We start from the raw sequence: 26184 nt of genomic DNA on the forward strand, positions 1-26184 counted from the left end.
GTTAGGCGCGTAGCGCCCGCGCCAGCGCGACCCATTCGGCGACGCTCACCGTCTCGGCGCGGCGGGTCGGGTCGATGCCCAGCGCTTCGGCGGCGGCGACCGCGCCCTCGACGCCCTTCAGGCTCTGGCGCAGCATCTTGCGCCGCTGGCCAAAGCCCTTTTCGGTCAGCTTCGACAGCAGCTTCGGGTCGACCCCGTCCGGCTGCGCGGCGGGCACGACATGGACGATCGCCGACATCACCTTGGGCGGCGGGGTAAAGGCCGAGCGGTGGACCTTCATCGCGATCCGCGCCGTCGCCCGCCATTGGGCGAGCACGCTCAGCCGGCCATAGGCGTTGGTGCCGACCGGCGCGACGATGCGTTCGGCGACCTCGGCCTGGAACATCAGCGTCAGCGACAGCCAGCGCGGCGGCCAGGTCGCCGGCTCGAGCCAGCGGGTGAACAACGCGGTGCCGACATTATAGGGCAGGTTGGCGACGATATGGTACGGCGCGCCGCCGGTCAGCGCGTCGACATCGACCGCCATCGCATCGTCGGCGATCACCGTCAGCTGGCCCGGAAAGGCGTCGCCGAGCTCGGCGAGCAGCGGCAGGCAGCGGTCGTCGCGCTCGACCGCGATCACCGTCGCCCCGGCGCGCAGCAGCGCGCGGGTCAGCCCGCCGGGCCCCGGCCCGACCTCGAACACCGTCGCGCCGTCCAGATCGCCCGGCAACGCCGCGATCCGGTCCAGCAATTGTTCGTCGAACAGGAAATTCTGCCCCAGCGCCTTGCTCGCCTGCAGTCCGTGCGCGCGCACCGTTTCGCGCAGCGGCGGCAGGGCGTGCGCCGGCGCTTTCGTCACGCGGCGGTGGTGGCGCAGCGCCGCTCGCGGCTCGTCGCAAGCTGCGCGGCGAGCGCGATCGCGGCGACCGTCGGGCCGGGATCGACCGTGCCGCGACCGGCGATGTTGAACGCGGTGCCATGGTCGGGCGAGGTGCGGATGATCGGCAGCCCCAGCGTCAGATTGACCCCGTCGTGGAAATGCAGCGCCTTGAACGGCGCCAGCGCCTGGTCGTGATAGCAACAGAGCAGCGCGTCGTAGCGCGCGCGGACGTGCGGCGCGAACAGGCTGTCCGACGCCAGCGGGCCGTCGATCGCAATGCCCTCGCTCTGCAACTGGTCGATCGCGGGCTGGATGACCTCGGCCTCCTCGCGGCCGAGCTGTCCGCTTTCGCCCGCATGCGGGTTCAGCCCGGCGATCGCGAGCTGCGGTTCGGCGATGCCGAAATCGCGGCGCAGCGCGCGCGCGACGACGCGCGCCTTGCCGACGATCAGCTCGCTGGTCAGCCGTTCGGCGACCTCCGACAGCGGGATGTGGACGGTCAGCGGCACGACGCGCAGACCCGGCGCGGCGAGCATCATCACCGCATTGGCCGCGGTGACGCCGCAGCGCTCGGCGATGAATTCGGTCTGTCCGGGGTGGGTATAGCCGATGCCGTGCAGTGCATATTTCGACACCGGGCCGGTCACCAGCGCCGCGCTCGCCTGGTTGCGCGTCAGCCCGATCCCGGTTTCGAGCGCGTGGAGCGCGCAGGTCGCGCCCGCCGCGGTCGGCGCGCCGGGATGGAGCGGGCCGCTGTCTTCCAGATGCCAGACGGGCAGGGCGGTGTAGAAGACGCGCGCCGCTTCGTCCATGTCGCCGACCCGCGCGACCGGGCCGTCCCAGACCGCGGCGACGGCGGCGGCGTCGCCGATCGCAACGAAGGGGGCGAGCCCATGCTCGCGGCGGACGGCCCAGGCGCGGGCCGCAGCTTCGGGTCCGACACCGGCCGGGTCACCCATGGTGACCGCGATCGGTTGTCGAAGACTGGAACCGGACATATCAGCTATATTCGATCACGGCATCCCGGCGCAGGTCGCGCAGATAACGCTGGGCACGCTTGTTGACCTTTTCCTCCAGCAACCGCGCCTCGATCTGCTCGAGGTTCGGCGCGGCGACCGTCTGCGGCATGTCGCGGCCACACAGTACGAGGACGCTGATCCCTTCGTTCGCGGCACCGAACGGCTGGGTCGTCTGGCCGACCTGCAGCGTCGCCAGCGTCGCCTGCAGCGGTGCGGGCAGCGCGCGCATTTCGATATTGTCGCGCGACACCACCGTCGCGCCCAGGCTGGCCGCGACCTGATCGGCGCCGCCGCACCCGGCGACCGTCCGCGTTGCGTCGGCAAACTGACCGGCGAGTTCGCCGGCGCGCGCCTGCGTCGTGCCGGCGGGGAATTCGAGCGAAATCTGCTTGAGGCTGAGCACCGCGTCGCGGGGATCGGCGGTCAGCACCTGGCGCCGGTCGATCATCAGCATGATCGAAACGCCGCCCGGCACCTCGATCGGCCCGACCAGCTGGCCGGGCTGCATCTGCGTCGCCGCTTCGGCCATCGACGGCGGCAATTGCGCCGCCTTCACCCAGCCGAGGTCGCCGCCGACGACCGCGGTCGACGCTTCGGAAAATTGGCGCGCATAGGCGGCAAAGCTGCCGCCAGCCTGCAACGACTGGATGATCTTGCGCGCGTTCTCGACCACCGACGCGGCATTTTCCGGGGTTGCCGACAGATAGATTTCGCCGAGTTGGAACTCGTCCTGCCCCTTGGCGTCGTTCATCCGCTGGACGACCGATTCGACCTCGTCGGTCGACACGTTGGTCGTCGCCTGAATGTTGCGCGCGAGCAGGCGGTCCCAGGCATATTCGCCGCGGATCTGCTGCTTCACCGCCGCCGACGACGAACCGCGCGCTGCCAGATAGGCGGCGAACTGCTCGGGGGTCTGCTTGTAGCGGGTCGCCAGGCGCGCGAACTGCTCGTTGACCAGATTTTCGTCGATCGTGATGTCGGCGGCGCGCGCTTCCTGAATCTGCAACTTCTCGTCGATCAGATTGCTGAACACCTGCTGGCGCAGGCGCTGGATTTCTTCGGGCGGCAGCTCGACATTGTTGTTGGCGACGCGAATCAGCGCCATGCGCTGCTCGATGTCGGTCGCGGTGATGATCTCGCCGTTCACCGTCGCCGAGGGACGATAGACGTTGGGCGATGCGTCGCCGTAAAGCTGGACGTTGCCCGGAATGTTCAGGCTGGTCGTCGGCACCGCGTCGTCGGCAACGGTCTGCGCTACCACCGGCGTGATGCCGGCGGCCGCAACGGCGATCAGGCCGATCATGGTCGAAATTTTGGTCATTGCTACCCTATAATGAAGGTTCCGGCCCGCTCCGTATCAGCCGAAACGCCCGATGGTCCAGCGCAATCGCGCCCTCGCACAACATAACGAAGGTCCGGATAGCGTGCCAACGCTGAACGCAAGCTGAGCGGGCGGCGTGCGGGGAGCATGGCAGCGGCGCCCAGCGCGAGGCCGGATTTCGGTTAGGGGGCGGACGGTGCCGATCCTCCCCGGAACGGGGAGGGGGACCACCCGCAGGGTGGTGGAGGGGTACAGGAGGGCATACGCTGCGCTCGACACCGCGTACCCCTCCACCAGCTTCGCTGGTCCCCCTCCCCGTGCCGGGGAGGATCGCTTTGGGCGGCAACCGGTCGTTACGTCCGAAACCCGCTGAACTGTTCGTGACCGCAGACCAAATCCGCGATCCACCGCCCCTCAGAACCCCAGGTTGCGGAAGGCGATGCGGAACGAGAAGCTGTTGCCGCGGCGCGCGTCGCCGGTGTCGATATAGTCGCGGCGCCAGGTCAGCGCGATCGACAGGCAGTCGTCGTCATAGGCGACGCCCAATCTGTGGCGGATCGGGTCGAAACCGTCGGCGACGCTCAGCGGGTCGTCCTGCTGGTCGGTCAGGTCGACGATCGCCGATCCGAAGATCGACCAGTTGCTCGCGACCGCGACGCGGCCGCCGACGCGCGCTTCCTCGCGGTCCTGCAAATCCTCGCCGAGCAGCAATATGTCGCGGTTGAGCCGCGAATAGCCGAGCACGGCATAGGTCGACTGGCTGCCGATCGTCGCGTCGAGTTCGTTGCGGCGGATCGCCAGATTGTCCTTGTCGAGCCGGTAGCGGTGGGTGAAGCGCAGGAAATCCCTATACGCGATCGTCGTCCGCCCGACGACGTCCGACGTCCGGTCGGTCAGCCCGGTGCCGTCGGGAAACAGACTCGGCTTGTCCGACAGGCGATAGCTCTGCCCGACGATGCTGTTGATGCTGAAGCCGGGGCGGCTGAAATTCCATTCGACGCCATAGGTCACGCGCGCGCCATCCTCGAACCGGTCGTGGCCCGAAAAGCGGTTGATCGCGAACAAGTTGCTGTCTTCGAGGTCGAAGGCGCGCGAATCCTCGTTCGGGATGTCGATGTTCTTGATCGGCGGGGTCGCGACGAACTGGATGCGCGGGGTCAGCGTCTGCGTTCCGCCCAGGAATTCGCCGACGAAGGGCCAGCGCATGTCGGCGGCGACCGCCGCGATGCCGCGCGCCTGCCAACCCGATTTGCCCTGATAGCCGGGGATCGCGGTCAGCAGATTCTCGTCGCTATGATACACGTCGCCGCGGACCAGCGCGGTCAGCGTGATTTCCTGTCCCAGCGGGGTCAGCCGCCGCAGGTCCCACCGCGCGCCGGCAAAGGCGCGCTGGGTGTCCTGACCCGCGGTGCGCGCGATGGCCAGCGTGTTGAGCTGGAATTCGAACTGGCCGCCGAACAGCGGGTCGGTGAGCCGCTGGCGATAATCGATGACGGGCAGGGCGATCGGCTGCTGCCCCTGTTCGTCGTTGCGGCGCAGCGTCTGCGTCGCCCAGCCGGCGATCGACAAATAGCTCTGGTTGCCGATGCGCTCGAGCTCGAAGGTCGATCGCAGCCGGTCGTCGCGGCTGATGTCATAGCGGCGCATGAAAGTGCGGTCGGTCGCGATGCGGCCCGAATAGGTCAGGCTCCAGCGCGGCGAAAACTGGAACTTGCCGGCGCTTTCCAGATAACCGCGAAAGCGCTTGCGGCTGTCGGCGTCGGGGTCGCTAGTCAGCGGCACCAGCGAACTGTGCGTCGCATAACCGTTGATCCGGAACGATCCGATGTCGGTCAGCGCGCGAAACTCGCCCTCCACCATCGGCGCGGCGTCGGTGTAGATGTGCGGGGTGATCGTGATGTCGCGATCGGGCGCGATGCGCAGATAATAGGGCACCGCGATCTCGAACCCGTTGGAGCGGTCGAGCCGCACTTCGGGCACCAATATGCCGCTGCTCGGTTCGTTGTTGAGCGGATGGCTGAGCCCCGGCAGCGGGATCAGCGGCAGGCCGAACAGTTCGATGCGCGCGCCTTTGTAGCGCACCTTGTTCTTCGCCTTGTCGTACAGGACCTTGACCGCACGCACCTGCCAGCTCGGATTTTTCGGGCAGCCCTCGTCATCTTCGACCGGGCAGGGGGTGTAGGCGGCGTTGTCGAGTTCGATATTGCCGTTTTCGAACCGCGTGCCGCTGACCGCCGCCAGCCGCGACCCATTGTCGAGCACGACCAGCATGTTCTGAACCACCCCGTCGCGCAGCGAATCGGTGAGTTCGATGCGGTCGCCATAGGCGACGTCGCCCTCGGGATTGGTGATCGCGACATTGCCCTCGGCAAAAACCTGCCCGGTCTGGCGGTTCCACGTCACCTTGTCGGCGCGCATCGAGATGGTGTCGCGGTTCATCGCGACATTGCCCTCGGCGACCACGGTTTCGCTGTCGCTGTCGTAATTGAGGTTGTCGGCGGCAAAGCCGACCTGATTCTCGGCCGCGACGTCGGGCGCGTCGGCGGCGTCGGGCTGGACGTCGGGGGTCTGGAGATCGGGACGGGTGCTGAGATCGGGCGCTTCGGGCGCCTGTTCGACGGGCGGCGGGTCGGCCGCATCCTGCGCGACCGCGGGGGTTGCGGCGAACGCCAACACGCTGGCGGTCGCCAGCCACCACGAGCGCGCGCTTGCCTCGACTCGGAACAAAGCCAGCCTCATTTAATCACTTTGTCCCATATCGTTGCAGCGTCGGCCCGGACTGGACCGGCTGCTTTGTTTTTGCAACTCGCAAGCGAAACCCCTATCGGTCCGGCACGCTTCAATCAATCATCGCATGAGAGAGTTACCGAATGGACATTCATTTTGTCGCGCAAATCGATGCGTCTGCCGACGTCGTCGCTTTCCCGGTGCGCAAGGGCGCGCTGGCGGCGCTGGTCGAGGCGCTCGGCGCCTCCCGCGGGGCGCTGCTGCGCGGCGCCGCAGCGCAGGCGCGCTTCGAAGGCGCGGCGGGCACCACCGCCGAAACCGCCGCGGTTGACGGCGACCGGGTGATGCGGCTGATCCTCGTCGGAATCGGCGAGGGCACGGTCCATGATCTAGAACGCGGCGGCGCCGCGCTGACCGCGCGGCTCCAGACCAGCGGCGCGAGCGCGGTGCAGGTCGATTTCACCGCCGCCGGGGCGAGCGACGAGGATGATGTGCTCGCTTTTGCTCTGGGCGCGCGGCTGCGCGACTGGCGCATCGACACCTATCGCACCCGGCTCGCCGACAACGCGAAGCCAACGCTCAAGTCGATCGCCATCGCCTCGCGGCACGGCGATCTCGCGGCGCGCTGGGGCGCGAACGAAGCGATTGCCGACGGCGTCGCCTTCACCCAGACGCTCGTCGCCGAGCCGCCGAACATCATTTATCCCGAAAGCTTCGTCGAACGCTGCCAGCATCTTGCGGACCTTGGCGTGGAGCTCGAAGTCCTCGACGAACGCCAGATGAAGGCGCTCGGCATGGGGGCGCTGCTCGGCGTCGCGCAGGGCTCGACCCGCCCGCCGCGGCTGCTCGCGATGCGCTGGAACGGCGGCACCGATGGCGACGCGCCGGTGGTGTTCATCGGCAAGGGCGTGACCTTCGACACCGGCGGCATCAGCCTGAAGCCCGGGCCGGGCATGGACATGATGAAATGGGACATGGGCGGCGCGGGCGCGGTCGCCGGCGCGATGAAGGCGATTGCCGGCCGCAAGGCGAAGGCGAACGTCGTCGGCGTCGTCGGGCTGGTCGAGAATATGCCCGACGGCAATGCGATGCGCCCCGGCGACATCGTCACCACCATGTCGGGCCAGACGGTCGAGGTGCTCAACACCGACGCCGAGGGTCGCCTCGTCCTCTGCGACGCGATCAGCTGGGCGCAGAAGACCTATAAGCCCAAGGTGATCGTCGATCTGGCGACGCTCACCGGCGCGATGGTGATTTCGCTCGGCCACGAATATGCCGGCATTTTCGCCAACGACGACGGCCTCGCCGCCGACCTGATCGCGGCGGGCGACGCCAGCGGCAACAAGCTGTGGCGCTTCCCGCTGTCGGCCGCCTACGACAAGCTGATCGACAGCCCGATCGCCGACATGAAGAACATCGGCCCGCGCGAAGGCGGCTCGATCACCGCGGCACAGTTTTTGAAGCGCTATGTCGACGAGGGCGTCAAATGGGCGCATCTCGACATCGCCGGCATGGCGTGGGCCGACAAGGACGGCCCGGTCTGGGCCAAGGGCGCGACCGGCTACGGCGTCCGCCTGCTCGACCGCTACATCGCCGACAATTTCGAGGGGTAAGGGCAGGACAGGGGCCGGGACATGCCGCGCGTCGATTTCTACCGGCTGACCCGCGACCCCGTCGAAAGGGTGCTCCCGGCGATTGCGACGCGCATCCTCGGCGCCGGCGACCGCCTGCTGATCGTCGCTGCGCCGGCGATGCAGCGTCAGGCGATCGATGAGGCGCTGTGGACGCTGCAACGCGCCAGCTTCCTCCCGCACGGCGCCGCGGGGTCGGCGGACGAGGCGATCGAGCCGATCCTGATCGCCGGCACGCTCGACCCGTCGCCGCCCAACGGGGCGCGGCATGTCGCGATCGCCGACGGCGAGTGGCGCGACGACGCGCTCGGCTTCGACCGCGCCTTTCTGTTCTTCGACAACAGCCGCATCGACGACGCGCGCGCGACCTGGCGCACGCTGGCCGCGCGCGACGATGTCGACAACCGCTTCTGGAAACAGGACGAAAACGGCCGCTGGTCCGAAGGACCCTGACCCGCCGCCACACGATCCTTGCCGCGCGGCGAAAGCGCGGCTAGAGGCGCGCGCATCATATAACAAACCCACGCAGGAGCTTTCCCATGGCGGTCACCCGCACCTTTTCGATCATCAAGCCCGACGCGACGCGCCGCAACATCACCGGCGCCGTCACCAAGATGCTGGAGGAGGCCGGCCTGCGCGTCGTCGCCTCGAAGCGCATCCACATGAGCCGCGAACAGGCCGAAGGCTTCTACGCGGTCCACAAGGAACGCCCCTTCTTCGGCGAACTCGTCGATTTCATGATCAGCGGCCCGGTTGTCGTCCAGGTCCTCGAGGGCGAAAACGCGATGCAGCGCAACCGCGACATCATGGGCGCGACCAACCCCGAAAACGCCGAACCCGGCACGATCCGCAAGGAACTCGCCGAAAGCATCGAGGCGAACACGGTCCACGGCAGCGACAGCGACGAAAACGCGGCGATCGAGATCGCCTATTTTTTCAAGCCCGAAGAAATCGTCGGCTGATCCCGCCGGGATAACGAGACAAAAGAGGCCGCCGGAGCAATCCGGCGGCCTTTTTTTGCTATGAGTTTTCAACGATCTCGCAGTCGCAGCCAATGGCTTGGCCGCCGCAGCGAGGGCAACGCTCGACGTCGCAACCGGGATGGTGGTATTTACCAGGCAGACAATCGCAGTCATGACATCGTTTGCCAGATTGACTGCCCCAGTCATCGGATTCATCGCCATATTTCACAGGTGAGCGTTCTTCGTTTTCGCCCACAAACCGAAAAGGGATCGGCACACAGCCGTCTGCGCCGTTCATTTCCTGCGAGCAGTAACTGCACTGGACCATCAAAACTCCTCCGCCGCCCCCATCAGCCCCGCCAGCTTCTTCGGCGCCACCGCGAGCCAGCTCTTGCGCAGCCAGTCGCCGATCGCGTCCCAGTCGGTGTCGCCGAGGTCGAGGCGGATGCCGACCCAGCCGTCGCCGAAATAGGCCGGGCGGTAATAGCGGTCCGCGTCCATCTCGATCAGCGCCGCCTGTTCGTCGCCGCCGCTGATCTTGACCAATATCGCGATCTTGCCGTCGCCATGATGATCCTGCGTAAAATACGCAAACTTCTTTCCCTTCACGATCCCGAAGCAGGGCATGCCGTGCGAGCTCACCTCATCGGCCTCGGGCAAGGCCGTCGCGATTTCGCGCACCCGGCCGAGCAGGTAATCGGGGTTGCGCTCGCGCGTCACGAACGCCGCGAGGGTCGGCGGATACAGCTGGTGCTCGGCAATCCGCACCCGCGCGCTCAGCGTCTCGACCGTGTCGCCCGCCACGATCGAGACCGGCGTCTGCGCCAGCACCGGGCCGTCGTCGACGCCGGGGGTGACGATATGCACGCTGCACCCGCCGCAGCGGTCGCCCGCGTCGATGGCTTGCCGGTGGGTGTTGAGCCCCTTGTAGCGCGGCAACAGGCTGGGGTGGATGTTGATCATCCGCCCCGCCCAGCGCGCGACGAAATCGTCGGAGAGGATGCGCATATAGCCCGCGAGCGCGACATATTCGGCGCCCGCGGCGCGCAATTGTTCGTCGACCAGCGTGTCGAAGGCGTCGCGGTTCAGGCCCTTGTGCGTGCGCGCCCACGTCGCGATGCCCTCGGCTGCGGCGATGGCGAGCCCCGGCGCGTCGGGATCGTTGCTCGCGACCAGCACCAGTTCGTACGGGCAGGTTTCGGCCTTCGCGGCATAGAGCAACGCCGCCATGTTGGTGCCGGCGCCCGAGATCAGGACGGCGACCTTGGCTTTCACAGCGATCCTCCCCGGCACGGGGAGGGGGACCAGCGAAGCTGGTGGAGGGGCACAGGCGGGTTTATCTGACGTCGAAAGGCAGCGCGTGACTGCACGTGCCCCTCCACCATCCTTCGGATGGTCCCCCTCCCCGTGCCGGGGAGGAGCCTATGCATGATGCGTCGCGCTCCACGCGCCCATCGCGCTCCACGTCTCGGTGCTGCCCGCCACAGTGCAGCCTTTTTCGCCCTTGGCAATATGCCCGATGCGAAACACCGCCTCGCCCGCGGCCTCCAGCGCCGCCGTCACGGCGGCGACATCGGCCTCGGCCACCACCACCGCCATGCCGATCCCGCAGTTGAAGGTGCGCGCCATTTCTTCGGGCTCGATATGCCCCTGCGCCTGCAGGAAGGCCATCAGCCGCGGCTGCGCCCAAGCATCGGCGTCGATATGCGCATGCAGGGTCTTCGGCAGGATACGCGGGATATTTTCGAGCAAACCGCCGCCGGTGATATGCGCGAGCGCGTGGATCTTGCCGGTCTTCACCAGCGGCAACAGGCTCTTCACATAGATGCGCGTCGGCGCCATCAGCGCGTCGATCAGCAGCACCTCCTGATCGAACAGCGCCGGGCGTTCGAGCTTCCAGCCCTTGTCGGCGGCGAGGCGACGGACGAGCGAAAAGCCGTTCGAATGCACCCCCGACGAGGCGAGCCCCAAAATCACGTCGCCCGCCGCCACCTTGTCGGCGGTCAGCACCTGATCGCGCTCGACCGCGCCGACGCAGAAACCCGCGAGGTCGTAATCGCCCTCGCTATACATCCCCGGCATTTCGGCGGTCTCGCCGCCGATCAGCGCGCAGCCGGCCAGCTTGCACCCGTCGGCGATGCTCGCGACGACGGCAGTTGCGACGTCGTTGTCGAGCTTGCCGGTCGCGTAATAGTCGAGGAAAAACAGCGGCTCGGCGCCCTGCACGATCAGGTCGTTGGCACACATCGCGACCAGATCGATGCCCACCCCGTCGTGCCGCCCCGATTCGATCGCGAGTTTGAGCTTGGTGCCCACCCCGTCGTTCGCCGCGACGAGCAAGGGATCGCTGAATCCCGCCGCCTTCAGGTCGAAAAAGCCGCCGAAGCCGCCCAGGTCGGCGTCGGCGCCGGGGCGGCGCGTCGCACGGGCGAGCGGGGCGATGGCACGGACCAGCGCATTGCCGGCGTCGATCGAGACGCCGGCACCGGCATAGGTGTAAGGCGTCGGTTGGTTGTGCTTGGAATCCATGGCCAGCGCGCCTAACGGTTCCGGCGGATAATTTCCATGATTTCCTTGTCCGGGCCCGCGCTTTTGGGCAGAGCATAGAGAAGATATGACTTCGGCTGCTTCCCCTCGCTCCGCTCCCGGCTTCGCGTTTCGCGCCTTCGCGCCGCGTGCCGGGCGCTGGGCGCCTCTTTTCCTGTTTTTGCTCGCAATCATCGTGGTCGGCGTCGTCGATGGCCAGATCAGCCGCGGCGACCGCGGCATTACCCCGATCAACAGCAGCGGCGATTTCCTTGCGACGGGCATCCTCGTCGACGTCACCGGCGACAATGCCGAGGATGCGCGCGAAAAGGGCTGGCGCGAGGCGCAGCGCAAGGGCTGGGCCGCGCTCTATCGCAAATTGAACGGCTCCGACGGCCCGGCGCTCGGCGATTCGGTGCTCGACGGCATCGTCACCGCGATCGTCGTCGAGGACGAACAGATCGGCCCGCGCCGTTATGTCGCGCGGCTCGGCATCCAGTTCGACCGCGTCCGCGCCGGCCAGATTTTGGGGGTCAGCGGCCGCACCCTGCGCTCGCCGCCGCTGCTCGTCATCCCGGTCTATTCGCTGGCCGGCATCCCGCAGGTGTTCGAACAGCGCAGCGCGTGGCAGCGCGCCTGGGCCGAATATAACACCGGCGCCAGCGCCATCGACTATGTCCGCACCGCGGGCACCGGCGCCGATACGCTGCTGATCAATCCGGGGCAGACCGGGCGGCGCGGGCGGGTGTGGTGGCGCGTCATCCTCGACCAATATGGCGCCGCCGACGTGCTGATCCCGATCGCGCGGGTCGAATATGCCTATCCCGGCGGGCCGATCCGGGGCGTGTTCAGCGCACGCTTCGGCCCCGACAACAAGCTGATCGACAGCTTCACGATGACCGGCCCCAGCCCCGCGGCGCTGCCCGACATGATGGAAAAGGCCGTCGCGCGGATGGACGCCATCTACACCAACGCGCTGGCCGCCGGGGTGCTGCGCACCGACACCTATCTCGTGCTCGAAAAGCCGGTTGAAAAGGAAGATCTGCCCGAAGAGGTCGCGCCGGGCGAAGATGCGCTGCCCGGCGAAATCGACGCCAGCGTGCCGACGGCGGCGCCGGCGGGGGTCTCGACCTTCACCGTCCAGTATAATTCGCCCGACGTCGAATCGGTGTCGACGACCGAACGCACGATTGCCGGGATCGCCGGCGTCCAGTCGGCCTCGACGACCAGCCTTGCGCTCGGCGGCATGTCGGTGATGCGCGTGACCTTCCGCGGCGACGCCGCCGCGCTCAGCGCCGCGCTCGCCGCGCGCGGTTTCCAGGTGCAAGAAGGCGGCGGCCAGCTCCGCATCAGCCGCTGATGGCGGCCGCCACGCGCCAGATCGCCCTGCCGCTCGACTGGAGCGCCGGCGGCTCGAACGACGGGCCGCTGATCGTCGGCACCAGCAACGCCGACGCCGTCCGGTATTTGCGCCACGTCGCGACCTGGCCGGTGCGCACCGCGGTGCTGACCGGCCCGCGCGGGTCGGGGCGCAGCCTGATGGGACGGCTGTTCGCGCGCGACACCGGCGGACGCGTCATCGATGGCCAAAACAGCGTCGGCGAGGAGGAGATGTTCCACGCCTGGAACGCGGCGCAGGCCAGCGGCACGCCGCTGCTGATCATCGCCGACGCGCCGCCCGCAGCTTGGAACGTTGCGCTGCCCGACCTCGCCTCGCGCCTTGCCGCGGTGCCGGTGATCGTCATCGGCGAGCCCGACGATTGCCTCGCGCGCGACCTGATCGACGCGCTGTTCGCCCAGCGCGGCATCGCGCTGGCGCCCGAGGTCGCATCCTATATCGTGCCGCGGATGGAGCGCAGCTATGCGATGATCCACCGCATCGTCGCCGCGCTCGATGCGGCATCGCTGGAAAAAGGGCGCCGCATCGGCGTGCGTCTTACCCGTGAAACATTACTGTCACAGGGGCTGATCGATCCCGATTTGCTCGAGAGACAGGATACCGATACATGTCGATAACCGGCCCGCTCCGCGCCGACAATGACCCCGATACGGCGCCGCCGTCTTTCGGACCCGAACGCTTCTTCAACCGCGAACTCAGCTGGCTGGCGTTCAACCGGCGGGTGATGGAGGAGGCGCGCAACCCCGCGCACCCCTTGCTCGAACGCCTCCGCTTCCTGTCGATTTCGGGCAGCAACCTCGATGAGTTCTTCATGGTCCGCGTCGCGGGCCTCAAGGGGCAGCAGCTGCAGGGGATCGACGATCCGTCGGCCGACGGTCGCTCGCCGGGGCAGCAGCTCGCCGAGATCGAGGCCGAAGTGAACCGCCTCGTCGATCAGCAGCAGAGCGAATGGCAGAGGCTGCACAAGCTGCTCGGTGAACAGGGCATCGTCGTCCACGGCACTGGGTCCGACCGCGAGCCGCTGCGCGCCGCGCTGCGCCAATATTTCATCGACCAGATTTTCCCGATCCTGACCCCGCAGGTGCTCGATCCCGCGCATCCCTTTCCCTTCATTCCCAATCGCGGACTGGGGATCATCTTCGACTTGCAGCGCAAGGCGACCGGTGAGACGGTGCGCGAACTGGTGCTGATCCCCGCGGCGCTGCCGCGTTTCGTGGCGGTGCCGGGGCAGGCGCAGTCGTTCGTGCCGATCGAATATCTGATCGAGATTTTCGGCGATCTGCTGTTCCCCGGCTTCACGATCCGCTCGCTCGGGGTGTTCCGCATCATCCGCGACAGCGATATCGAGCTGGAGGAAGAGGCCGAAGATCTGGTGCGCCTGTTCCGCACCGCGATCCGCCGCCGTCGCCGCGGCCGCGTCATCCTGCTCGAACTCGAAGCCGACATGCCCGGCGAGATTGCCGAGGTGCTGGGCGCCGATATCCAGGGACATGAAGCGATCGTCGCCAAGATCGGCGGCTTCGTCGGGCTCGCGGCGCTGTCGGCGCTGGTCGACGTCGATCGGCCCGACCTGAAATTCCCCGCCTATTCGGCACGTTTCCCCGAACGCATCCGCGAACATGGCGGCGATTGTTTTGCGGCGATCCGCAGCAAGGATATCCTCGTCCACCATCCTTATGAGAGCTTCGACGTGGTGCTGGCGTTTCTGCGCCAAGCGGCGGCGGATCCCGATGTCGTTGCGATCAAGCAGACGCTCTACCGTGCCGGCGACCAGTCGCCCGTCATCCGCGCGCTGATCGAGGCGGCGGAGGCGGGCAAGTCGGTGACTGCGGTGGTCGAGCTGAAGGCGCGCTTCGACGAGGAGCAGAATCTGCTCTGGGCCAACCAGCTCGAACGCGCCGGGGTGCAGGTCGTCTACGGCTTCATCGAATGGAAGACGCACGCCAAGATTTCGATGGTCGTGCGCCGCGAAGGGCAGGGGTATCGCACCTATTGCCACTTCGGCACCGGCAACTATCACCCGGTCACTGCGCGCATCTACACCGATCTCAGCTTCTTTACCGCCGATCCGCGCGCCGGGCGCGATGCGGCGCAGCTGTTCAACTATATCACCGGCTATGTCGAACCTGAACGGCTCGACCTCATCACCATGTCGCCGCTCAACATGCGGGCGCATCTTTGCGACCTGATCGATGCCGAGATTGCGGCGGCGAAGGCCGGCCAGCCGTCGGGCGTGTGGGCCAAGATGAACAGCCTCGTCGACCCCGACATTATCGATAAACTCTACCAGGCGAGCGTCGCCGGGGTGCCGGTCGAGCTGATCGTGCGCGGCATCTGCTGCCTGCGTCCGGGGGTGGCGGGGCTGTCCGAAACGATCCGCGTCAAGTCGGTCGTCGGCCGCTTCCTCGAACACAGCCGGGTCTGGGCCTTTGCCAATGGCGCGGCGCTGCCGCACCAGACGGCGAAACTCTATATCTCCAGCGCCGACTGGATGCCGCGCAACTTCGACCGCCGCGTCGAATATATGATCCCGATCCAGAACCCGACCGTGCACGACCAGATATTGGACCAGGTGCTCGTCGCCAATTTGATCGACAATGAACAAAGCTGGGTGCTCCAGCCCGACGGCACCTATGTGCGCACAGCTCCGGGGGACAAGCCGTTCAATTTGCATCATTATTTCATGAACAACCCGTCGCTATCGGGCCGCGGCACCGCGCTCCACAAGCGCCAGGACGTGCCGACGCTCGCCTTCGATATGCGCGAAGATTGAGGCGATAGACTTGCCCCTGCTGCGCAGCTCCAAACAGGCGGTCCACCGCTCGGCGGTCATCGACATCGGGTCGAACTCGGTCCGCCTCGTCGTTTACGAAGGGCCGAAACGCGCCCCGGCGGTGATCTTCAACGAAAAGGTCGCGGCGGGTCTTGGCCGCGGCCTCGCGATCGACGGCCGCATCGCCGACGAGGATGCCGCGCGCGGCCTCGTCGCGCTGCGCCGCTATGCGCTGCTCGCGAAGCATATGGAGGTCAAGGATCTGCAATGCGTCGCGACCGCAGCGGTGCGCGATGCCGCCAACGGCCCCGATTTCATCGCCGGCGCGGCCGAAGCCGGATTGACGATCCGGCTGCTGTCGGGCGCCGAAGAGGCCGCCGCGGCGGGTTGCGGCGTCCTGTCGGCGATCCCCGACGCGCACGGCATCGCGGTCGATCTTGGCGGCGGCAGCCTCGAACTCGCCGAAGTGGCCGATGGCAGCGTCGGGCGCTGCGCGTCCTTTCCGCTCGGCGTGTTGCGCCTGCCGGCGCTGCGCACCGAGGGCCAGCAGCCGTTCGAGCGTGCGGTCCGCAAGATGCTGCGCGCCGCGGGCTGGCCGGGCGACATGCTCGGCAAGCCGCTCTATCTCGTCGGCGGCTCGTGGCGCGCGCTGGCGCGCCTCGACCTCGAGCTCACCCGCGATCCGCTCGCGGTGCTCGACCAGCACAGCCTGCCGCGCGCCGCGCTGCGCCGGCTGGTGCGCGCCACCAACCGGCTGGCGTTCGAGGAATTGCGCGCGATCCCCGGCATGGCGTCGAACCGCGCCGCCGCCTTGCCCGATGCCGCGGCGCTGCTGGCGGCGCTGGTCAACATCCTCGACGTCCCCGAAATGACGATTTCGTCGTCGGGGCTGCGCGAAGGGCTGCTGTACCAGGCGCTCGACGCCGAGACGCGCGCGCAGGATCCGCTGATCGTCGCGGCGGAGTTCGAGGGGCGCCGCCTCGCGCGTTTCGCGCCGCACGGCCGCGCGATCGCCGACTGGATCGCGCCGCTGTTCGCCAGCGAAGAGGTCGCCGACGCCCGCGTCCGCCTCGCCGCCAGCCTGCTCAGCGACGTCGCCTGGTCGGCGAACCCCGATTTTCGCGCCGAGCGCGGCACCGAGATCGGGCTGCATGGCAACTGGCGCGGCATCGACATTCCCGGCCGCATCCTGCTCGCGCGCGCGCTGCATGCCGGCTTCGGCGGCGCCGACGGCGATTTCCCGGCGATGGGCCTGTTGGTGTCCGAAGAGCGGCTGGCGCGGGCGCGGCAATGGGGGCTGGCGATCCGCCTCGCGCAGCGGCTGACCGGCGGGGTCGAGGCGCCGCTGAAGGCGACCGCGATCGCGCGTGACGGCGGCAAGCTGATCCTGCGCCTCAGCCCCGGCTGGCATCACCTTGCCGGCGAATCGGTCGAGCGGCGGCTGCGCTCGCTCGCGCAGGCGCTCGACGCCAAGCCCGAACTGGTGCTGCTCTAACTTACGGTGATAGCTGGCGTCATGCCGCGTCGATCGGCGTCGCGGCGGCGACGTCGATCACGCTCATGACCAGCTTGCCGTTGACAACCGCGAATCCCATCCGCCCCTCGACCAAGTCGAGCGCGGCGTGGCCGAACACGTCGTATCGCCATCCCTGCATCATCGGAATGTCGTCGCGCCGCCCGGCGGCCAGCGCCTCCAGATCGTCGCTGCGCGCGATCAGGCGCGAGGCGACGTTGAGTTCGCGGGCGCGGATTTTCAGCAGAAGTTTCAGCAGGTCGGCGACCAGCGTGCCCTCCTTGCCCAGCCCCGGCCCGCGCGCTGCGCGGTCGGGCATGTCGTCGGGTGACAACGGCTCCGCCCCGGCGAGGGCGTCCATCAGCCGGGCGCCGATATCGTTCGACCTCCACGTCGCCGACAGCCCGCGGACGCGGCCGAGCCCGTCCTGGTCCTTCGGCGGATGCGCCGCCAGGTCGCCCAGCGTCTCGTCCTTGACGATGCGGCCGCGCGGCAGATTCTTCGTCCGCGCCTCGCGCTCGCGCCACGCGGCGAGCGCCTGCAGGCGGCCGAGCACCTCGGGCTTGCGCGACGGCACCTTGATCCGCAGCCACGCCTTTTCGGGGTCGAGATTGTAATTCGACGGATCGGCCAGCTTTTCCATTTCCTCGTCGAGCCAGTGACCGCGGCCGGTCTTGACCAGCTTTTTCAGCATCATCGGGAAAATCTTGGCGAGGTGGGTGACGTCGCCGACGGCATAGTCGATCTGGCGCTTGTCGAGCGGGCGGCGGCTCCAGTCGGTAAACCGCGCGCCCTTGTCGAGTTGGATCCCCAGCCAGGCTTCGACAAGGTTCGAATAACCCACCTGCTCGGCCTGGCCGAGCGCCATCTGGCCGATCTGGGTGTCGAAAATCGGGTGCGGCGTCTTGCCGGTCAGGTTGAAGATGATTTCGACATCCTGGCCGCCGGCGTGAAAGACCTTCAACATCTCTTCATTGTCGACCAGCAGGTCGAGCAGCGGTTTCAGGTCGATGCCCGGCGCCATCGGGTCGATCGCCGCGGCATGTTCGCTGTCGGCGACCTGGATCAGGCAGAGCTCGGGCCAGAAGGTGTTCTCGCGCATGAACTCGGTATCGACGGCGATGAAATCGCTGTGGCGGATCAGGTCGCAGAACTGGTCGAGTGCGGCGTTGGTTTCGATGAGCGGATGGACTTGCATACGGCGCCTATACAGCTAGTTGGAAGCGACGGGCAGGAAAAATTCAGCCTGACTCTTCGGGTCGCGAGCCGGAACACCGGCCTTGGAAAACGAAGGGGCAAAACAATGATGTGGATCGGCTGGGCGCTGGCTGCGCTGGGATTGGCGCTGCTCGCCGGGCAGTTCGCTGCCGGGCAGGCGGATATTTTCGTGTCGATCGCCAACCCGCGGCCGCTCGACGAAGAATCGATGGTCGTCACGCTGAAGGGCTGGGGCTTTGCGGCGCAGGCGGCCCAACCGTTCGTGACCCCCGAAGCCGATCACGGCCTGTGCGACGTCCGCGTCTTTGCGACCCGGCGCCAGATGCTCGTGACGCTCGTCAGCTTCGGGTTCCTGCGCCCGGTCACCGTCGCATGGCGCGCCCACGCCGGCGTGCTGCCGCTGGGAGACGCCTGATGCCGATCGTGAAGCTGGGCGACGAGGGGCAGTGGACCAATTACCACGGCACCGGCACCTGCGAGGCGGCGACGCGCTTTGCGCTGCGCAGCGGCGACGCGCCGCGCGGGCGCGACGAGCTCGCGCTCGCGGCCAAGGCGGTGCAGGATTGGCTGGGCGCGGCGGCGGCGGCGGGGCGCCGCGTTCGCCCGCTCGGCGCCGGCTGGTCGCCGTCGAACGTCAATATATCGTCGCAAAGCTGGCTGCTTCACACCCGCCGCTTCAACCGCAGCTTTCGCATCGATGCCGCCGACGTCCGGCCCGGCGTCGACGCACAAGGGCTGATGCTGGTCGAGGCGGGCGCGCTCGTCGACGAGGTGTCGGACAAGCTGGAGGAGCAGGGGCGCTCGCTGTGGACGAGCGGCGCGGGCAACGGCCAGACCTTCGCCGGCGCCGCGGCAACCGGCACCCACGGCTCGATGATCGCGCGCGGCGGGATCCAGGATCATATCCGCGCGGTGCAGATGGTGACGCCGGCGGGCATCCACTGGATCGAGCCTGACGTTGGCGTGATGAGCGACGCCTTTATCGCGGCGACCGGCTCGACGTTGCGGCGCGACGATGAATTGTTCGCCGCCGCGCAGCTCCCGGTCGGCGCGCTCGGCATCGTCACCGCGCTGGTCGTCGACAGCGTGCCCAAATATCTCGTCCGCCCGATCCAGAATCTGCGCCGGGTCGACCGCGCCGCGCTCGACTGGCTCGCCGCGGGCGATTTCCGGCGCTTTTCGGCGGCCTATGCGCTCGATCGCGATCCCGATTTCGTCCAGATGATCGTCAACCCATACAAACCGTTCAAGCGGCCGGCGATGCTGCGCTTCCTCTATCGCGAACCGTGGCGCGACGATTATCCGCGCGCGACGCCGGGGCAACTCGGCGCCGGTTATGACGCGCTCAGCCTGCTCGGGCGGCTGCTGAACGATTATCCATGGGCGCGCGGCCCGCTGCTGCAATATGCGATGAAGCTGGGCTATGCCAGCGGCCCCGACGTCGATGCGCCCACGGTGTACGGCAGCTGGGGCGAGGGGCTCGACACCCACCGTCCGCTCGCCGACCTGTTCAACGCCTCGGTCACCATCGACCGCGCCGACCTCGCCCGCGTGTTCGAGCAGATCTGCGCCGTTTACGCGCGTCACGGCGGTTCGACCGTCATCACTCTGCGCTTCATGGCGCGCGCCGAAGGGCTGCTCGCGCCGGCGCGTTTCGCGCACAGTGCGGTGATCGATTTCGACGGGCCGCGCAGCGCGCGCACCGCCGACGCCTATGCGCGCGTTGTCGAGCGGCTCGATGCCGAGGGGATCGGCTTCACCCGCCACTGGGCGAAAAGCTGCGGCCTCGACGCCGCGCGCGTCGCCGCCGATTATGGCGAGGATTTGCAGCGCTGGCGCGCCGCGCAGGCCCGGCTGATGCCCGATCCCGCGCACCGCGCTTTGTTCGGCAGCGCGGTGCTCGATGGGCTCGGCCTGACCGGCTGAATCGACCGTCCACCCTTGACAAATGGCGCGCCGACCTGCCTTAGGCGCGGCCATAAATCACGTTCCGCGTGACTGTTCCCGATCATCGAAAGACCCTCCAATGCACGCCTATCGCACCCATACCTGCGCAGATCTGCGCGCCGCCAACGTTGGCGAGGAGGTCCGCCTGTCGGGCTGGGTGCACCGGACGCGTGAACATGCGAACGTGCTGTTCGTCGATCTGCGCGACCATTATGGCATCACCCAGATCGTCGTCGAGACCGGGTCCGATCTGTATCCGACGGTCAACGCCCTCGGCCCCGAATCGGTGCTGACCTTCACCGGCAAGGTCGCGGCGCGCTCGCCCGAAACGCTCAACCCGAAACTGGCGACCGGCGAGATCGAAATCTACCCGAGCGCGGTGACGGTGCAGTCGGCCGCCGATCGCCTGCCGCTGCCGGTGTTCGGCGAGACCGAATATCCCGAGGAAATCCGCCTCACCAACCGTTACCTCGATCTGCGCCGCGAGCGGTTGCACAAGAATATCGTGCTGCGCTCGCACGTCATTTCGTCGCTGCGCCGCCGCATGATCGACCAGGGCTTCACCGAATTCCAGACCCCGATCCTGACCGCGAGCAGCCCCGAGGGCGCGCGCGACTATCTGGTCCCCAGCCGCGTCCACCCCGGTAAATTCTATGCGCTGCCGCAGGCGCCGCAGATGTTCAAACAGCTGCTGATGGTCGCGGGCTTCGACCGCTATTTCCAGATCGCGCCCTGTTTCCGCGACGAGGATGCGCGCGCCGACCGCTCGCCCGGCGAATTCTATCAGCTCGATTTCGAAATGAGCTTCGTCACCCAGGACGATGTGTTCGCTGCGATCGAACCCGTCCTGCACGGGGCGTTCGAGGAATTCGCCGATTTCGACGGCAAGGGTCGCAGCGTCTCGCCGCTGCCGTTCCAGCGCATTCCCTACCGCGAATCGATGCTGAAATATGGCAGCGACAAGCCCGACCTGCGCAACCCGCTGCTGGTCCACGACGTCGGTGATTTCTTCAAGGGATCGGGCTTCGGCCGCTTCGCGTCGATGGTCGAGGAAGGCCAGGTCGTCCGCGCCGTCGCCGCCCCCGGAACGCACGAGAAGAGCCGCAAATTCTTCGACGAGATGAACAGCTGGGCGCAGTCGGAAGGCTTCCCCGGCCTCGGTTACGCGACGCAAAAGGATGGCGTGTTCGGCGGCCCGATCGCCAACAACCATGGCCAAGAGGGGATGAAGGCGATCGCCGACGCGATGGGGCTGAGCCCGAACGATGGGCTCTTCTTCGCCGCCGGGCCCGAGGCGAAGGCGGCGAAGCTCGCCGGCCTCGCGCGCACCCGCGTTGCCGAGCAGCTGGGCCTCATCGACAAGAGCCGCTTCGAATTCTGCTGGATCGTCGACTTCCCGATGTTCGAGGCGGACGAAGACACCGGCAAGATCGATTTCAGCCACAACCCCTTCTCGATGCCGCAGGGCGAGATGGACGCGCTGACGGGCAAGGATCCGCTGGATATCCTCGCTTACCAGTATGACATCGTCTGCAACGGCGTCGAACTGTCGTCCGGCGCGATCCGCAACCATCGCCCTGACATCATGTACAAGGCGTTCGAGATCGCGGGCTATTCGCAGGCCGACGTCGATGCGAATTTCAGCGGCATGATCAATGCCTTCAAATTCGGCGCGCCCCCGCACGGGGGATCGGCGCCGGGCGTCGACCGCATCGTGATGCTGCTCGCCGACGAGCCGAACATCCGCGAAGTGATCGTCTTCCCGATGACCCAGAAAGCCGAGGATCTGATGATGAAGGCTCCGGCACCGGTCAGCGACAAGCAGCTCAAGGAACTCGGCATCCGCCTCGTCGACGGCCCCAAGGGCTGAGGCGTGGGCGAGGAGCCGCGCGAGCACCGGCTGGCGACGCCGGAGGGCGACATCTGCTGGTTCGAATGGGGTGAACCCTCCGACCGGCCGAGCCTGCTGCTGCTCCACGCGACCGGCTTTCACGCTCGGCTGTGGGACCAGGTCGTCGCGGCGCTGCCGTCCGGCTTTCACGTCGTCGCCCCCGACCAGCGCGGCCACGGGCGCAGCTTCCGCCCCGCGTCGCTCGCCGACTGGACTGCCAATGCGGCGGCGCTGCTGCCGCTCGTCGACCGCTTCGCTGGCCGCCCGCTGATCGGTGGCGGGCACAGCATGGGCGCCTATGTGCTGACGCGCCTTGCCGCCGAACGCCCCGGCGCCTTTCGCTCGCTCCTGCTCATCGACCCCGTGATCATGGACCCGGCGCTGTACGCCGGCGGCGACGCAGCGCCGGTCCCCGATCCCGCCGATCACCCGATCGCGCGCCGCCGCGACCGCTGGGCCGACGCCGAAGAGATGCGCGCGCGCTTTGCCGATCGCTTGCCCTACAGCCGCTGGCAGCCGCAGGTGCTCGCCGACTATTGCGAGCACGGCCTGCTCCCCGCACCGTCGGGCGAGGGGTATGAACTGGCGTGCCCGCCGGCGCTCGAAGCCTCGATGTACCAGAATGCGCTGCGCACCGATCCCTATGCCTGGCTCGGAAATCTTGACGCGCCGGTCACGCTGGTGCGGGCGCCCGCAGGGCCGCGCGAGGGCGGGCTCGACTTTTCGCAAAGCCCGACCTGGACCGGGCTCGGCGCGCAGATCGGCGCGGTGCGCGACGAGCTATGGAGCGCGAACAGCCACTTCATCCCGATGGAAGACCCCGCGCGCGTCGCCGCGCTGCTCGCGGGCATCGCCGCAAATCAGGGTTAACTCCGTCGCATCGCGGCGCCTGCTGTGATAGCAGCGGCCCCGGACCCGAGGGGATGATGCGATGACGATTCAGCTCGCCGATTATGAAAGCGGCGCCAAATATGACGGCGATTACGGCGACGCGCTCGCCGCGCTACAGGACCGGCTCGAACGCATCCAGGCGGCGCACATCACCCACCGCCAGCGCAGCGTCATCATGCTCGAAGGCTGGGATGCCGCGGGCAAGGGCGGGATCATCCAGCGGCTGACCGCGTCGCTCGACCCGCGCTATTTCGAAGTGTGGCCGATCGCCGCCCCCAGCGACGAGGAAAAGGCGCGCCACTTCCTCTGGCGCTTCTGGAAACGCCTGCCCGGCCACCGCGAAATCTCGATCTTCGACCGCAGCTGGTACGGCCGCGTCCTCGTCGAGCGCGTCGAGGGATATGCCAGCGAAGCCGAATGGCGCAAAGGCTATGACGAGATCAACGAGTTCGAGGCGCAGCTGACCGGGTGCGACACCCACCTCGTCAAGCTGTTCGTCCATGTTACGCAGGACGAGCAGGACAAACGCTTCGCCGACCGCCTCGACGATCCGTGGAAGCGGTGGAAAACCGGCGCCGACGACTATCGCAACCGTTCGAAACGCAAGGATTATCTCGCCGCGATGGACGAGATGTTCCAGAACACCGACACGCGCTGGGCGCCGTGGCGGGTGATCGACGGCAACAACAAAAAGGCGGCGCGCATCGCGGCGCTGACCCATGTCGCCGAAATGCTCGAGGCGAAAGTGCCGATGACGCCGCCCGATGTCGATCCCGCGGTGGCCAAGCTGGCGGGCAAGGCATTCGGCTACGCCCCGAAAGACGCATCGAAAGACGCCCCGAAAGACTAGGACTGTCGGCGCGCGGCTAGCCTTTCGGGCGCACGCTCGCTACATGGGGGTGATGAGCCGCGCCAAACGATCCGACGATTGGGGTTTTCCCCGCTGGCGACCCTATGGTTCGGGCAACGAAGCGCAGAAGGTCCGGCTGTGCGACCGCCACGGCTGCACCAACCCCGGCAACTGCCCGGCGCCCAAATCGCCGAACAGCCCCGAACGCTGGTATTTCTGCGAAACCCACGCCGCCGAATATAATCGCGGCTGGGATTATTTCGAAGGGTTGAGTGCCGAGGATGCCGCCGCCCGTGCCGCCGACGAGGCACGCGGCGCGCGCAGCTATGCCCGGGCGCAGCATTATGCGTGGGGCGGATCGGGCGACGGCAGTCGCAGCGCCGACGAGATGCGCGCGCTCGAAATCCTCGACCTCGAACCCGATGCCGATTTCGAAACGACCAAAAAGGCGTGGCGCGCGCTCGCCAAGGAATGCCATCCCGATGTGAAACCCGGCGACGAAGCGGCGGCAAAACGCTTCGCGGCGGGGCAGGCGGCGTTCGAGGTGCTGAAACAGGCCGAAGACCGCAAAAGCTGGAAACCGGCCTAGGGCACTGACCCTGGCGATCGGTTGATCGGGCGGTCTTTTACCGCGCGCACTATGGCGGGTCGCGTCGCCATCGCCTACATGCGACATCATGGTTCGCCCCAACGCTCCCGACCGGTTCAACGAAGAGAAAGCGACGTACGTCATCCGCGGCAGCGACGCCGAGGGCGACACGCCCGATCTCGAGCGCGGCGCCGAAGCGATCCGCAATGTCGTGCGCAAATTGCCGACGCGGCCCGGCGTCTACCGGATGCTCGATGGGCGCGGCGACGTGCTCTATGTCGGCAAGGCGCGCGCGCTCCGGAACCGGGTGAGCAATTATACCCAGGTCGCGCGGCTGCCGCAGCGATTGCAGCGCATGGTGTCGCAGACGCGCGCGATGGAGATCGTCACGACGAACAGCGAGGCCGAGGCGCTGCTGCTCGAAGCGCAGCTGATCAAACGCTATCGCCCGCCGTACAATGTCCTGCTGCGCGACGACAAAAGCTTCCCCTTCATCCTGTTGCGCACGGACCATGATTTCCCCCGCGTCCAGAAACATCGCGGCGCGCGGCGCGCAAAGGGCCGTTATTATGGGCCGTTCGCGAGCGCGGGGTCGGTGCACCGCACCCTCAACGCGCTGCAAAAAACCTTCCTGCTGCGCAGCTGCACCGACAGTTTCTTCGCCAACCGCTCGCGTCCGTGCCTGCTCTACCAGATCCGCCGCTGCTCGGCTCCGTGCGTCGACCGGATCGGCAAGGATGACTATGCGGCGCTGGTCGGCGATGCGCAGGACTTCCTCGAAGGCCGCTCGACCGCGGTGCAGAAGCGCCTCGGCGACGCGATGACGAAATCCGCCGACGCGATGGATTTCGAGCAGGCGGCGGTGCTGCGCGACCGGTTGAAGGCGCTCACCTTCATCCAAGGCAGCCAGTCGGTCCATGCCGACGGGCTCGGCGATGCCGACGTCTTCGCGCTCGCGGCGAAGGGCGGACAGCTGTGTATCGCGGGCTTCTTCATCCGCGGCGGGCAGAATTGGGGGCATCGCAGCTTCTTTCCCGCGCACGTCGCCGGCGTGCCCGAGGAAGAGGTGATGGCGAGCTTCCTGATGCAATTCTACGAAGGCGTGCCGCCGCCCAAGCTGATCCTCGTCGACCGCGAACCCGCCGAATGCGCGCTGCTCGCCGAAGCGCTCGGTGCGGTCGCCGAACGCAAGATCGAGATCAGTGTGCCGCAGCGCGGCAACCGCAAACGCCTCCTCGATCAGGCGATCCGCAACGCGGGCGAAGAACTCGACCGCCGCCTCGCCGAGAGCAGCAGCCAGGCGAAGCTCGGCCGCGAACTCGCCGAGCTGTTCGACCTCGAAACCCCGCCGCAGCGCATCGAGATTTACGACAACAGCCATATCCAGGGCACCAACGCGCTCGGCGCGATGGTCGTCGCCGGCCCTGAAGGCTGGATCAAGGGCGCCTACCGCAAGTTCAACATCAAGCGCGCCGAAACGATGCCGGGCGACGATTTCGCGATGATGCGCGAGGTGTTCCAGCGCCGCTTCGCACGCGCGATCGACGAAGACCCAGAGCGGAGCAAGGGCGAATGGCCCGACCTGGTGCTGATCGACGGCGGCAAGGGGCAGGTGTCGGCGGTCGCCGAAGTGTTCGCCGAACTCGGCATCGACGACCTGCCGTTCATCGGCGTCGCCAAGGGCCCCGACCGCAACGCCGGGCGCGAGACCTTCTATTATCCCGACGGCCGCGAATTCACGCTGCCGCCGAACAATGCGGTGCTGTTCTACATCCAGCGGCTGCGCGACGAGGCGCACCGATTCGCGATCGGCGCGCACCGCGCGAAGCGCGCGAAAGCGATGGGCAGCTCGCCGCTTGACGAGGTTCCCGGCATCGGCCCGGCGCGCAAAAAGGCGCTGCTGATGCATTTCGGCACCGCGCGCGCGATCAAGGGCGCCAGCCTGGAGGATCTGCAGAAGGCGCCGGGGGTGAGCGCGGGGGTCGCGCAGGCGGTGTATGATTTCTACAATCCGGGGGGGTAGATCTCGATCATGCCCTCCCGTTCAGGGGAGGGCAGCGAGACT

The 26184-nt window shown here is 67.4% G+C and carries 21 protein-coding genes; 14 read left to right on the forward strand and 7 right to left on the reverse strand.

The window, feature by feature from the left end; all coding sequences use genetic code 11:
• Position 1: 1 nt before the first annotated feature.
• The 4 genes from rsmA to HEQ22_RS05530 all read right to left on the reverse strand — a co-directional run bounded on the left by rsmA (position 2) and on the right by HEQ22_RS05530 (position 5941).
• Positions 2-817, reverse strand: coding sequence for a 16S rRNA (adenine(1518)-N(6)/adenine(1519)-N(6))-dimethyltransferase RsmA (gene rsmA / locus HEQ22_RS05515; protein ID WP_432770818.1), 816 nt, complete (start codon positions 815-817; stop codon positions 2-4).
• 20 nt (positions 818-837) lie between these two features.
• Positions 838-1821, reverse strand: coding sequence for a 4-hydroxythreonine-4-phosphate dehydrogenase PdxA (pdxA, locus tag HEQ22_RS05520; RefSeq protein ID WP_432770196.1), 984 nt, complete (start codon positions 1819-1821; stop codon positions 838-840).
• Positions 1822-1861: 40 nt separating this feature from the next.
• Entirely contained in the window at positions 1862-3202 is a 1341-nt protein-coding gene (locus HEQ22_RS05525) for a peptidylprolyl isomerase (RefSeq protein WP_432770197.1), read from the reverse strand.
• Positions 3203-3616: 414 nt separating this feature from the next.
• Complete coding sequence (locus HEQ22_RS05530; RefSeq protein ID WP_432770198.1) at positions 3617-5941, reverse strand: LPS-assembly protein LptD; 2325 nt, start codon at positions 5939-5941, stop codon at positions 3617-3619.
• A 131-nt stretch (positions 5942-6072) separates the two neighbouring features.
• Between HEQ22_RS05530 and HEQ22_RS05535 the strand changes: the two genes are divergently transcribed.
• From HEQ22_RS05535 to ndk, 3 genes are all read left to right on the forward strand, one after another.
• Complete coding sequence (locus tag HEQ22_RS05535) at positions 6073-7542, forward strand: leucyl aminopeptidase (RefSeq protein WP_432770199.1); 1470 nt, start codon at positions 6073-6075, stop codon at positions 7540-7542.
• Between the two features lie 21 nt (positions 7543-7563).
• Positions 7564-8013, forward strand: a complete 450-nt coding sequence (locus tag HEQ22_RS05540) for a DNA polymerase III subunit chi (protein ID WP_432770200.1) — start codon at positions 7564-7566, stop codon at positions 8011-8013.
• Between the two features lie 86 nt (positions 8014-8099).
• Positions 8100-8522, forward strand: a complete 423-nt coding sequence (gene ndk / locus HEQ22_RS05545) for a nucleoside-diphosphate kinase (protein ID WP_432770201.1) — start codon at positions 8100-8102, stop codon at positions 8520-8522.
• A 327-nt stretch (positions 8523-8849) separates the two neighbouring features.
• Here ndk and purN read toward each other — a convergent pair whose 3' ends face one another.
• Positions 8850-9752, reverse strand: coding sequence for a phosphoribosylglycinamide formyltransferase (gene purN, locus HEQ22_RS05550; RefSeq protein ID WP_432770819.1), 903 nt, complete (start codon positions 9750-9752; stop codon positions 8850-8852).
• Positions 9753-9944: 192 nt separating this feature from the next.
• The gene (gene purM, locus HEQ22_RS05555; RefSeq protein WP_432770202.1) at positions 9945-11051 is read right to left on the reverse strand and encodes a phosphoribosylformylglycinamidine cyclo-ligase; all 1107 of its coding nucleotides are present in this window, start codon (positions 11049-11051) and stop codon (positions 9945-9947) included.
• An 85-nt stretch (positions 11052-11136) separates the two neighbouring features.
• Between purM and HEQ22_RS05560 the strand changes: the two genes are divergently transcribed.
• The 4 genes from HEQ22_RS05560 to HEQ22_RS05575 are packed head-to-tail and all read left to right on the forward strand — an operon-like array spanning position 11137 to position 16715.
• Positions 11137-12408 carry a heavy-metal-associated domain-containing protein gene (locus HEQ22_RS05560; protein WP_432770203.1) on the forward strand — a complete coding sequence of 424 codons (1272 nt, stop codon included), beginning with the start codon at positions 11137-11139 and terminating at the stop codon, positions 12406-12408.
• Positions 12408-13064, forward strand: coding sequence for an HdaA/DnaA family protein (locus HEQ22_RS05565; protein WP_432770204.1), 657 nt, complete (start codon positions 12408-12410; stop codon positions 13062-13064). The genes HEQ22_RS05560 and HEQ22_RS05565 overlap by 1 nt, the downstream gene beginning before the upstream one ends.
• Complete coding sequence (locus HEQ22_RS05570; protein ID WP_432770205.1) at positions 13055-15220, forward strand: RNA degradosome polyphosphate kinase; 2166 nt, start codon at positions 13055-13057, stop codon at positions 15218-15220. The genes HEQ22_RS05565 and HEQ22_RS05570 overlap by 10 nt, the downstream gene beginning before the upstream one ends.
• A 10-nt stretch (positions 15221-15230) precedes the next feature.
• On the forward strand, positions 15231-16715 hold the full coding sequence (locus HEQ22_RS05575) for a Ppx/GppA family phosphatase (RefSeq protein WP_432770206.1): 1485 nt from the start codon (positions 15231-15233) through the stop codon (positions 16713-16715).
• A 19-nt stretch (positions 16716-16734) separates the two neighbouring features.
• On the opposite strand, the gene rnd is transcribed toward HEQ22_RS05575, so the two are convergent.
• Positions 16735-17931: a ribonuclease D gene (gene rnd / locus HEQ22_RS05580; RefSeq protein WP_432770207.1), complete on the reverse strand. Its 1197-nt coding sequence runs from the start codon at positions 17929-17931 to the stop codon at positions 16735-16737.
• A gap of 105 nt (positions 17932-18036) precedes the next feature.
• On the opposite strand from rnd, the gene HEQ22_RS05585 reads away from it, so the two are divergent.
• The 7 genes from HEQ22_RS05585 (at position 18037) to uvrC (ending at position 26142) form a co-directional block, all read left to right on the forward strand.
• Positions 18037-18366 carry a hypothetical protein gene (locus tag HEQ22_RS05585; protein ID WP_432770208.1) on the forward strand — a complete coding sequence of 110 codons (330 nt, stop codon included), beginning with the start codon at positions 18037-18039 and terminating at the stop codon, positions 18364-18366.
• Entirely contained in the window at positions 18366-19877 is a 1512-nt protein-coding gene (locus tag HEQ22_RS05590; protein WP_432770209.1) for an FAD-binding protein, read from the forward strand. Before HEQ22_RS05585 ends, HEQ22_RS05590 begins: the two co-directional genes overlap by 1 nt.
• A 100-nt stretch (positions 19878-19977) precedes the next feature.
• Positions 19978-21768, forward strand: a complete 1791-nt coding sequence (gene aspS, locus HEQ22_RS05595) for an aspartate--tRNA ligase (protein ID WP_432770210.1) — start codon at positions 19978-19980, stop codon at positions 21766-21768.
• Between the two features lie 3 nt (positions 21769-21771).
• Positions 21772-22659 carry an alpha/beta fold hydrolase gene (locus tag HEQ22_RS05600; RefSeq protein WP_432770211.1) on the forward strand — a complete coding sequence of 296 codons (888 nt, stop codon included), beginning with the start codon at positions 21772-21774 and terminating at the stop codon, positions 22657-22659.
• 61 nt (positions 22660-22720) lie between these two features.
• Entirely contained in the window at positions 22721-23530 is an 810-nt protein-coding gene (locus HEQ22_RS05605) for a polyphosphate kinase 2 family protein (protein WP_432770212.1), read from the forward strand.
• A 52-nt stretch (positions 23531-23582) separates the two neighbouring features.
• Complete coding sequence (locus tag HEQ22_RS05610) at positions 23583-24119, forward strand: J domain-containing protein (RefSeq protein ID WP_432770213.1); 537 nt, start codon at positions 23583-23585, stop codon at positions 24117-24119.
• A gap of 88 nt (positions 24120-24207) precedes the next feature.
• The gene (gene uvrC / locus HEQ22_RS05615) at positions 24208-26142 is read left to right on the forward strand and encodes an excinuclease ABC subunit UvrC (RefSeq protein WP_432770214.1); all 1935 of its coding nucleotides are present in this window, start codon (positions 24208-24210) and stop codon (positions 26140-26142) included.
• Positions 26143-26184 lie beyond the last annotated feature (42 nt).

This window comes from Sphingopyxis sp., from assembly GCF_050916055.1.
In the GTDB taxonomy this organism is placed as follows: domain Bacteria; phylum Pseudomonadota; class Alphaproteobacteria; order Sphingomonadales; family Sphingomonadaceae; genus Sphingopyxis.

Coding starts and splice junctions, on each gene's coding strand:
- HEQ22_RS05560 (WP_432770203.1), top strand. CDS start 11,137: ATGACTTCGGCTGCTTCCCCTCGCTCCGCTCCCGGCTTCGCGTTTCGC.
- HEQ22_RS05565 (WP_432770204.1), top strand. CDS start 12,408: ATGGCGGCCGCCACGCGCCAGATCGCCCTGCCGCTCGACTGGAGCGCC.
- purM (WP_432770202.1), bottom strand. CDS start 11,051: ATGGATTCCAAGCACAACCAACCGACGCCTTACACCTATGCCGGTGCC.
- HEQ22_RS05540 (WP_432770200.1), top strand. CDS start 7,564: ATGCCGCGCGTCGATTTCTACCGGCTGACCCGCGACCCCGTCGAAAGG.
- HEQ22_RS05530 (WP_432770198.1), bottom strand. CDS start 5,941: ATGAGGCTGGCTTTGTTCCGAGTCGAGGCAAGCGCGCGCTCGTGGTGG.
- HEQ22_RS05525 (WP_432770197.1), bottom strand. CDS start 3,202: ATGACCAAAATTTCGACCATGATCGGCCTGATCGCCGTTGCGGCCGCC.
- HEQ22_RS05535 (WP_432770199.1), top strand. CDS start 6,073: ATGGACATTCATTTTGTCGCGCAAATCGATGCGTCTGCCGACGTCGTC.
- HEQ22_RS05585 (WP_432770208.1), top strand. CDS start 18,037: ATGATGTGGATCGGCTGGGCGCTGGCTGCGCTGGGATTGGCGCTGCTC.
- purN (WP_432770819.1), bottom strand. CDS start 9,752: ATGGCGGCGTTGCTCTATGCCGCGAAGGCCGAAACCTGCCCGTACGAA.
- HEQ22_RS05570 (WP_432770205.1), top strand. CDS start 13,055: ATGTCGATAACCGGCCCGCTCCGCGCCGACAATGACCCCGATACGGCG.
- HEQ22_RS05590 (WP_432770209.1), top strand. CDS start 18,366: ATGCCGATCGTGAAGCTGGGCGACGAGGGGCAGTGGACCAATTACCAC.
- ndk (WP_432770201.1), top strand. CDS start 8,100: ATGGCGGTCACCCGCACCTTTTCGATCATCAAGCCCGACGCGACGCGC.
- HEQ22_RS05610 (WP_432770213.1), top strand. CDS start 23,583: ATGAGCCGCGCCAAACGATCCGACGATTGGGGTTTTCCCCGCTGGCGA.
- aspS (WP_432770210.1), top strand. CDS start 19,978: ATGCACGCCTATCGCACCCATACCTGCGCAGATCTGCGCGCCGCCAAC.
- uvrC (WP_432770214.1), top strand. CDS start 24,208: ATGGTTCGCCCCAACGCTCCCGACCGGTTCAACGAAGAGAAAGCGACG.
- pdxA (WP_432770196.1), bottom strand. CDS start 1,821: ATGGGTGACCCGGCCGGTGTCGGACCCGAAGCTGCGGCCCGCGCCTGG.
- HEQ22_RS05605 (WP_432770212.1), top strand. CDS start 22,721: ATGACGATTCAGCTCGCCGATTATGAAAGCGGCGCCAAATATGACGGC.
- rnd (WP_432770207.1), bottom strand. CDS start 17,931: ATGCAAGTCCATCCGCTCATCGAAACCAACGCCGCACTCGACCAGTTC.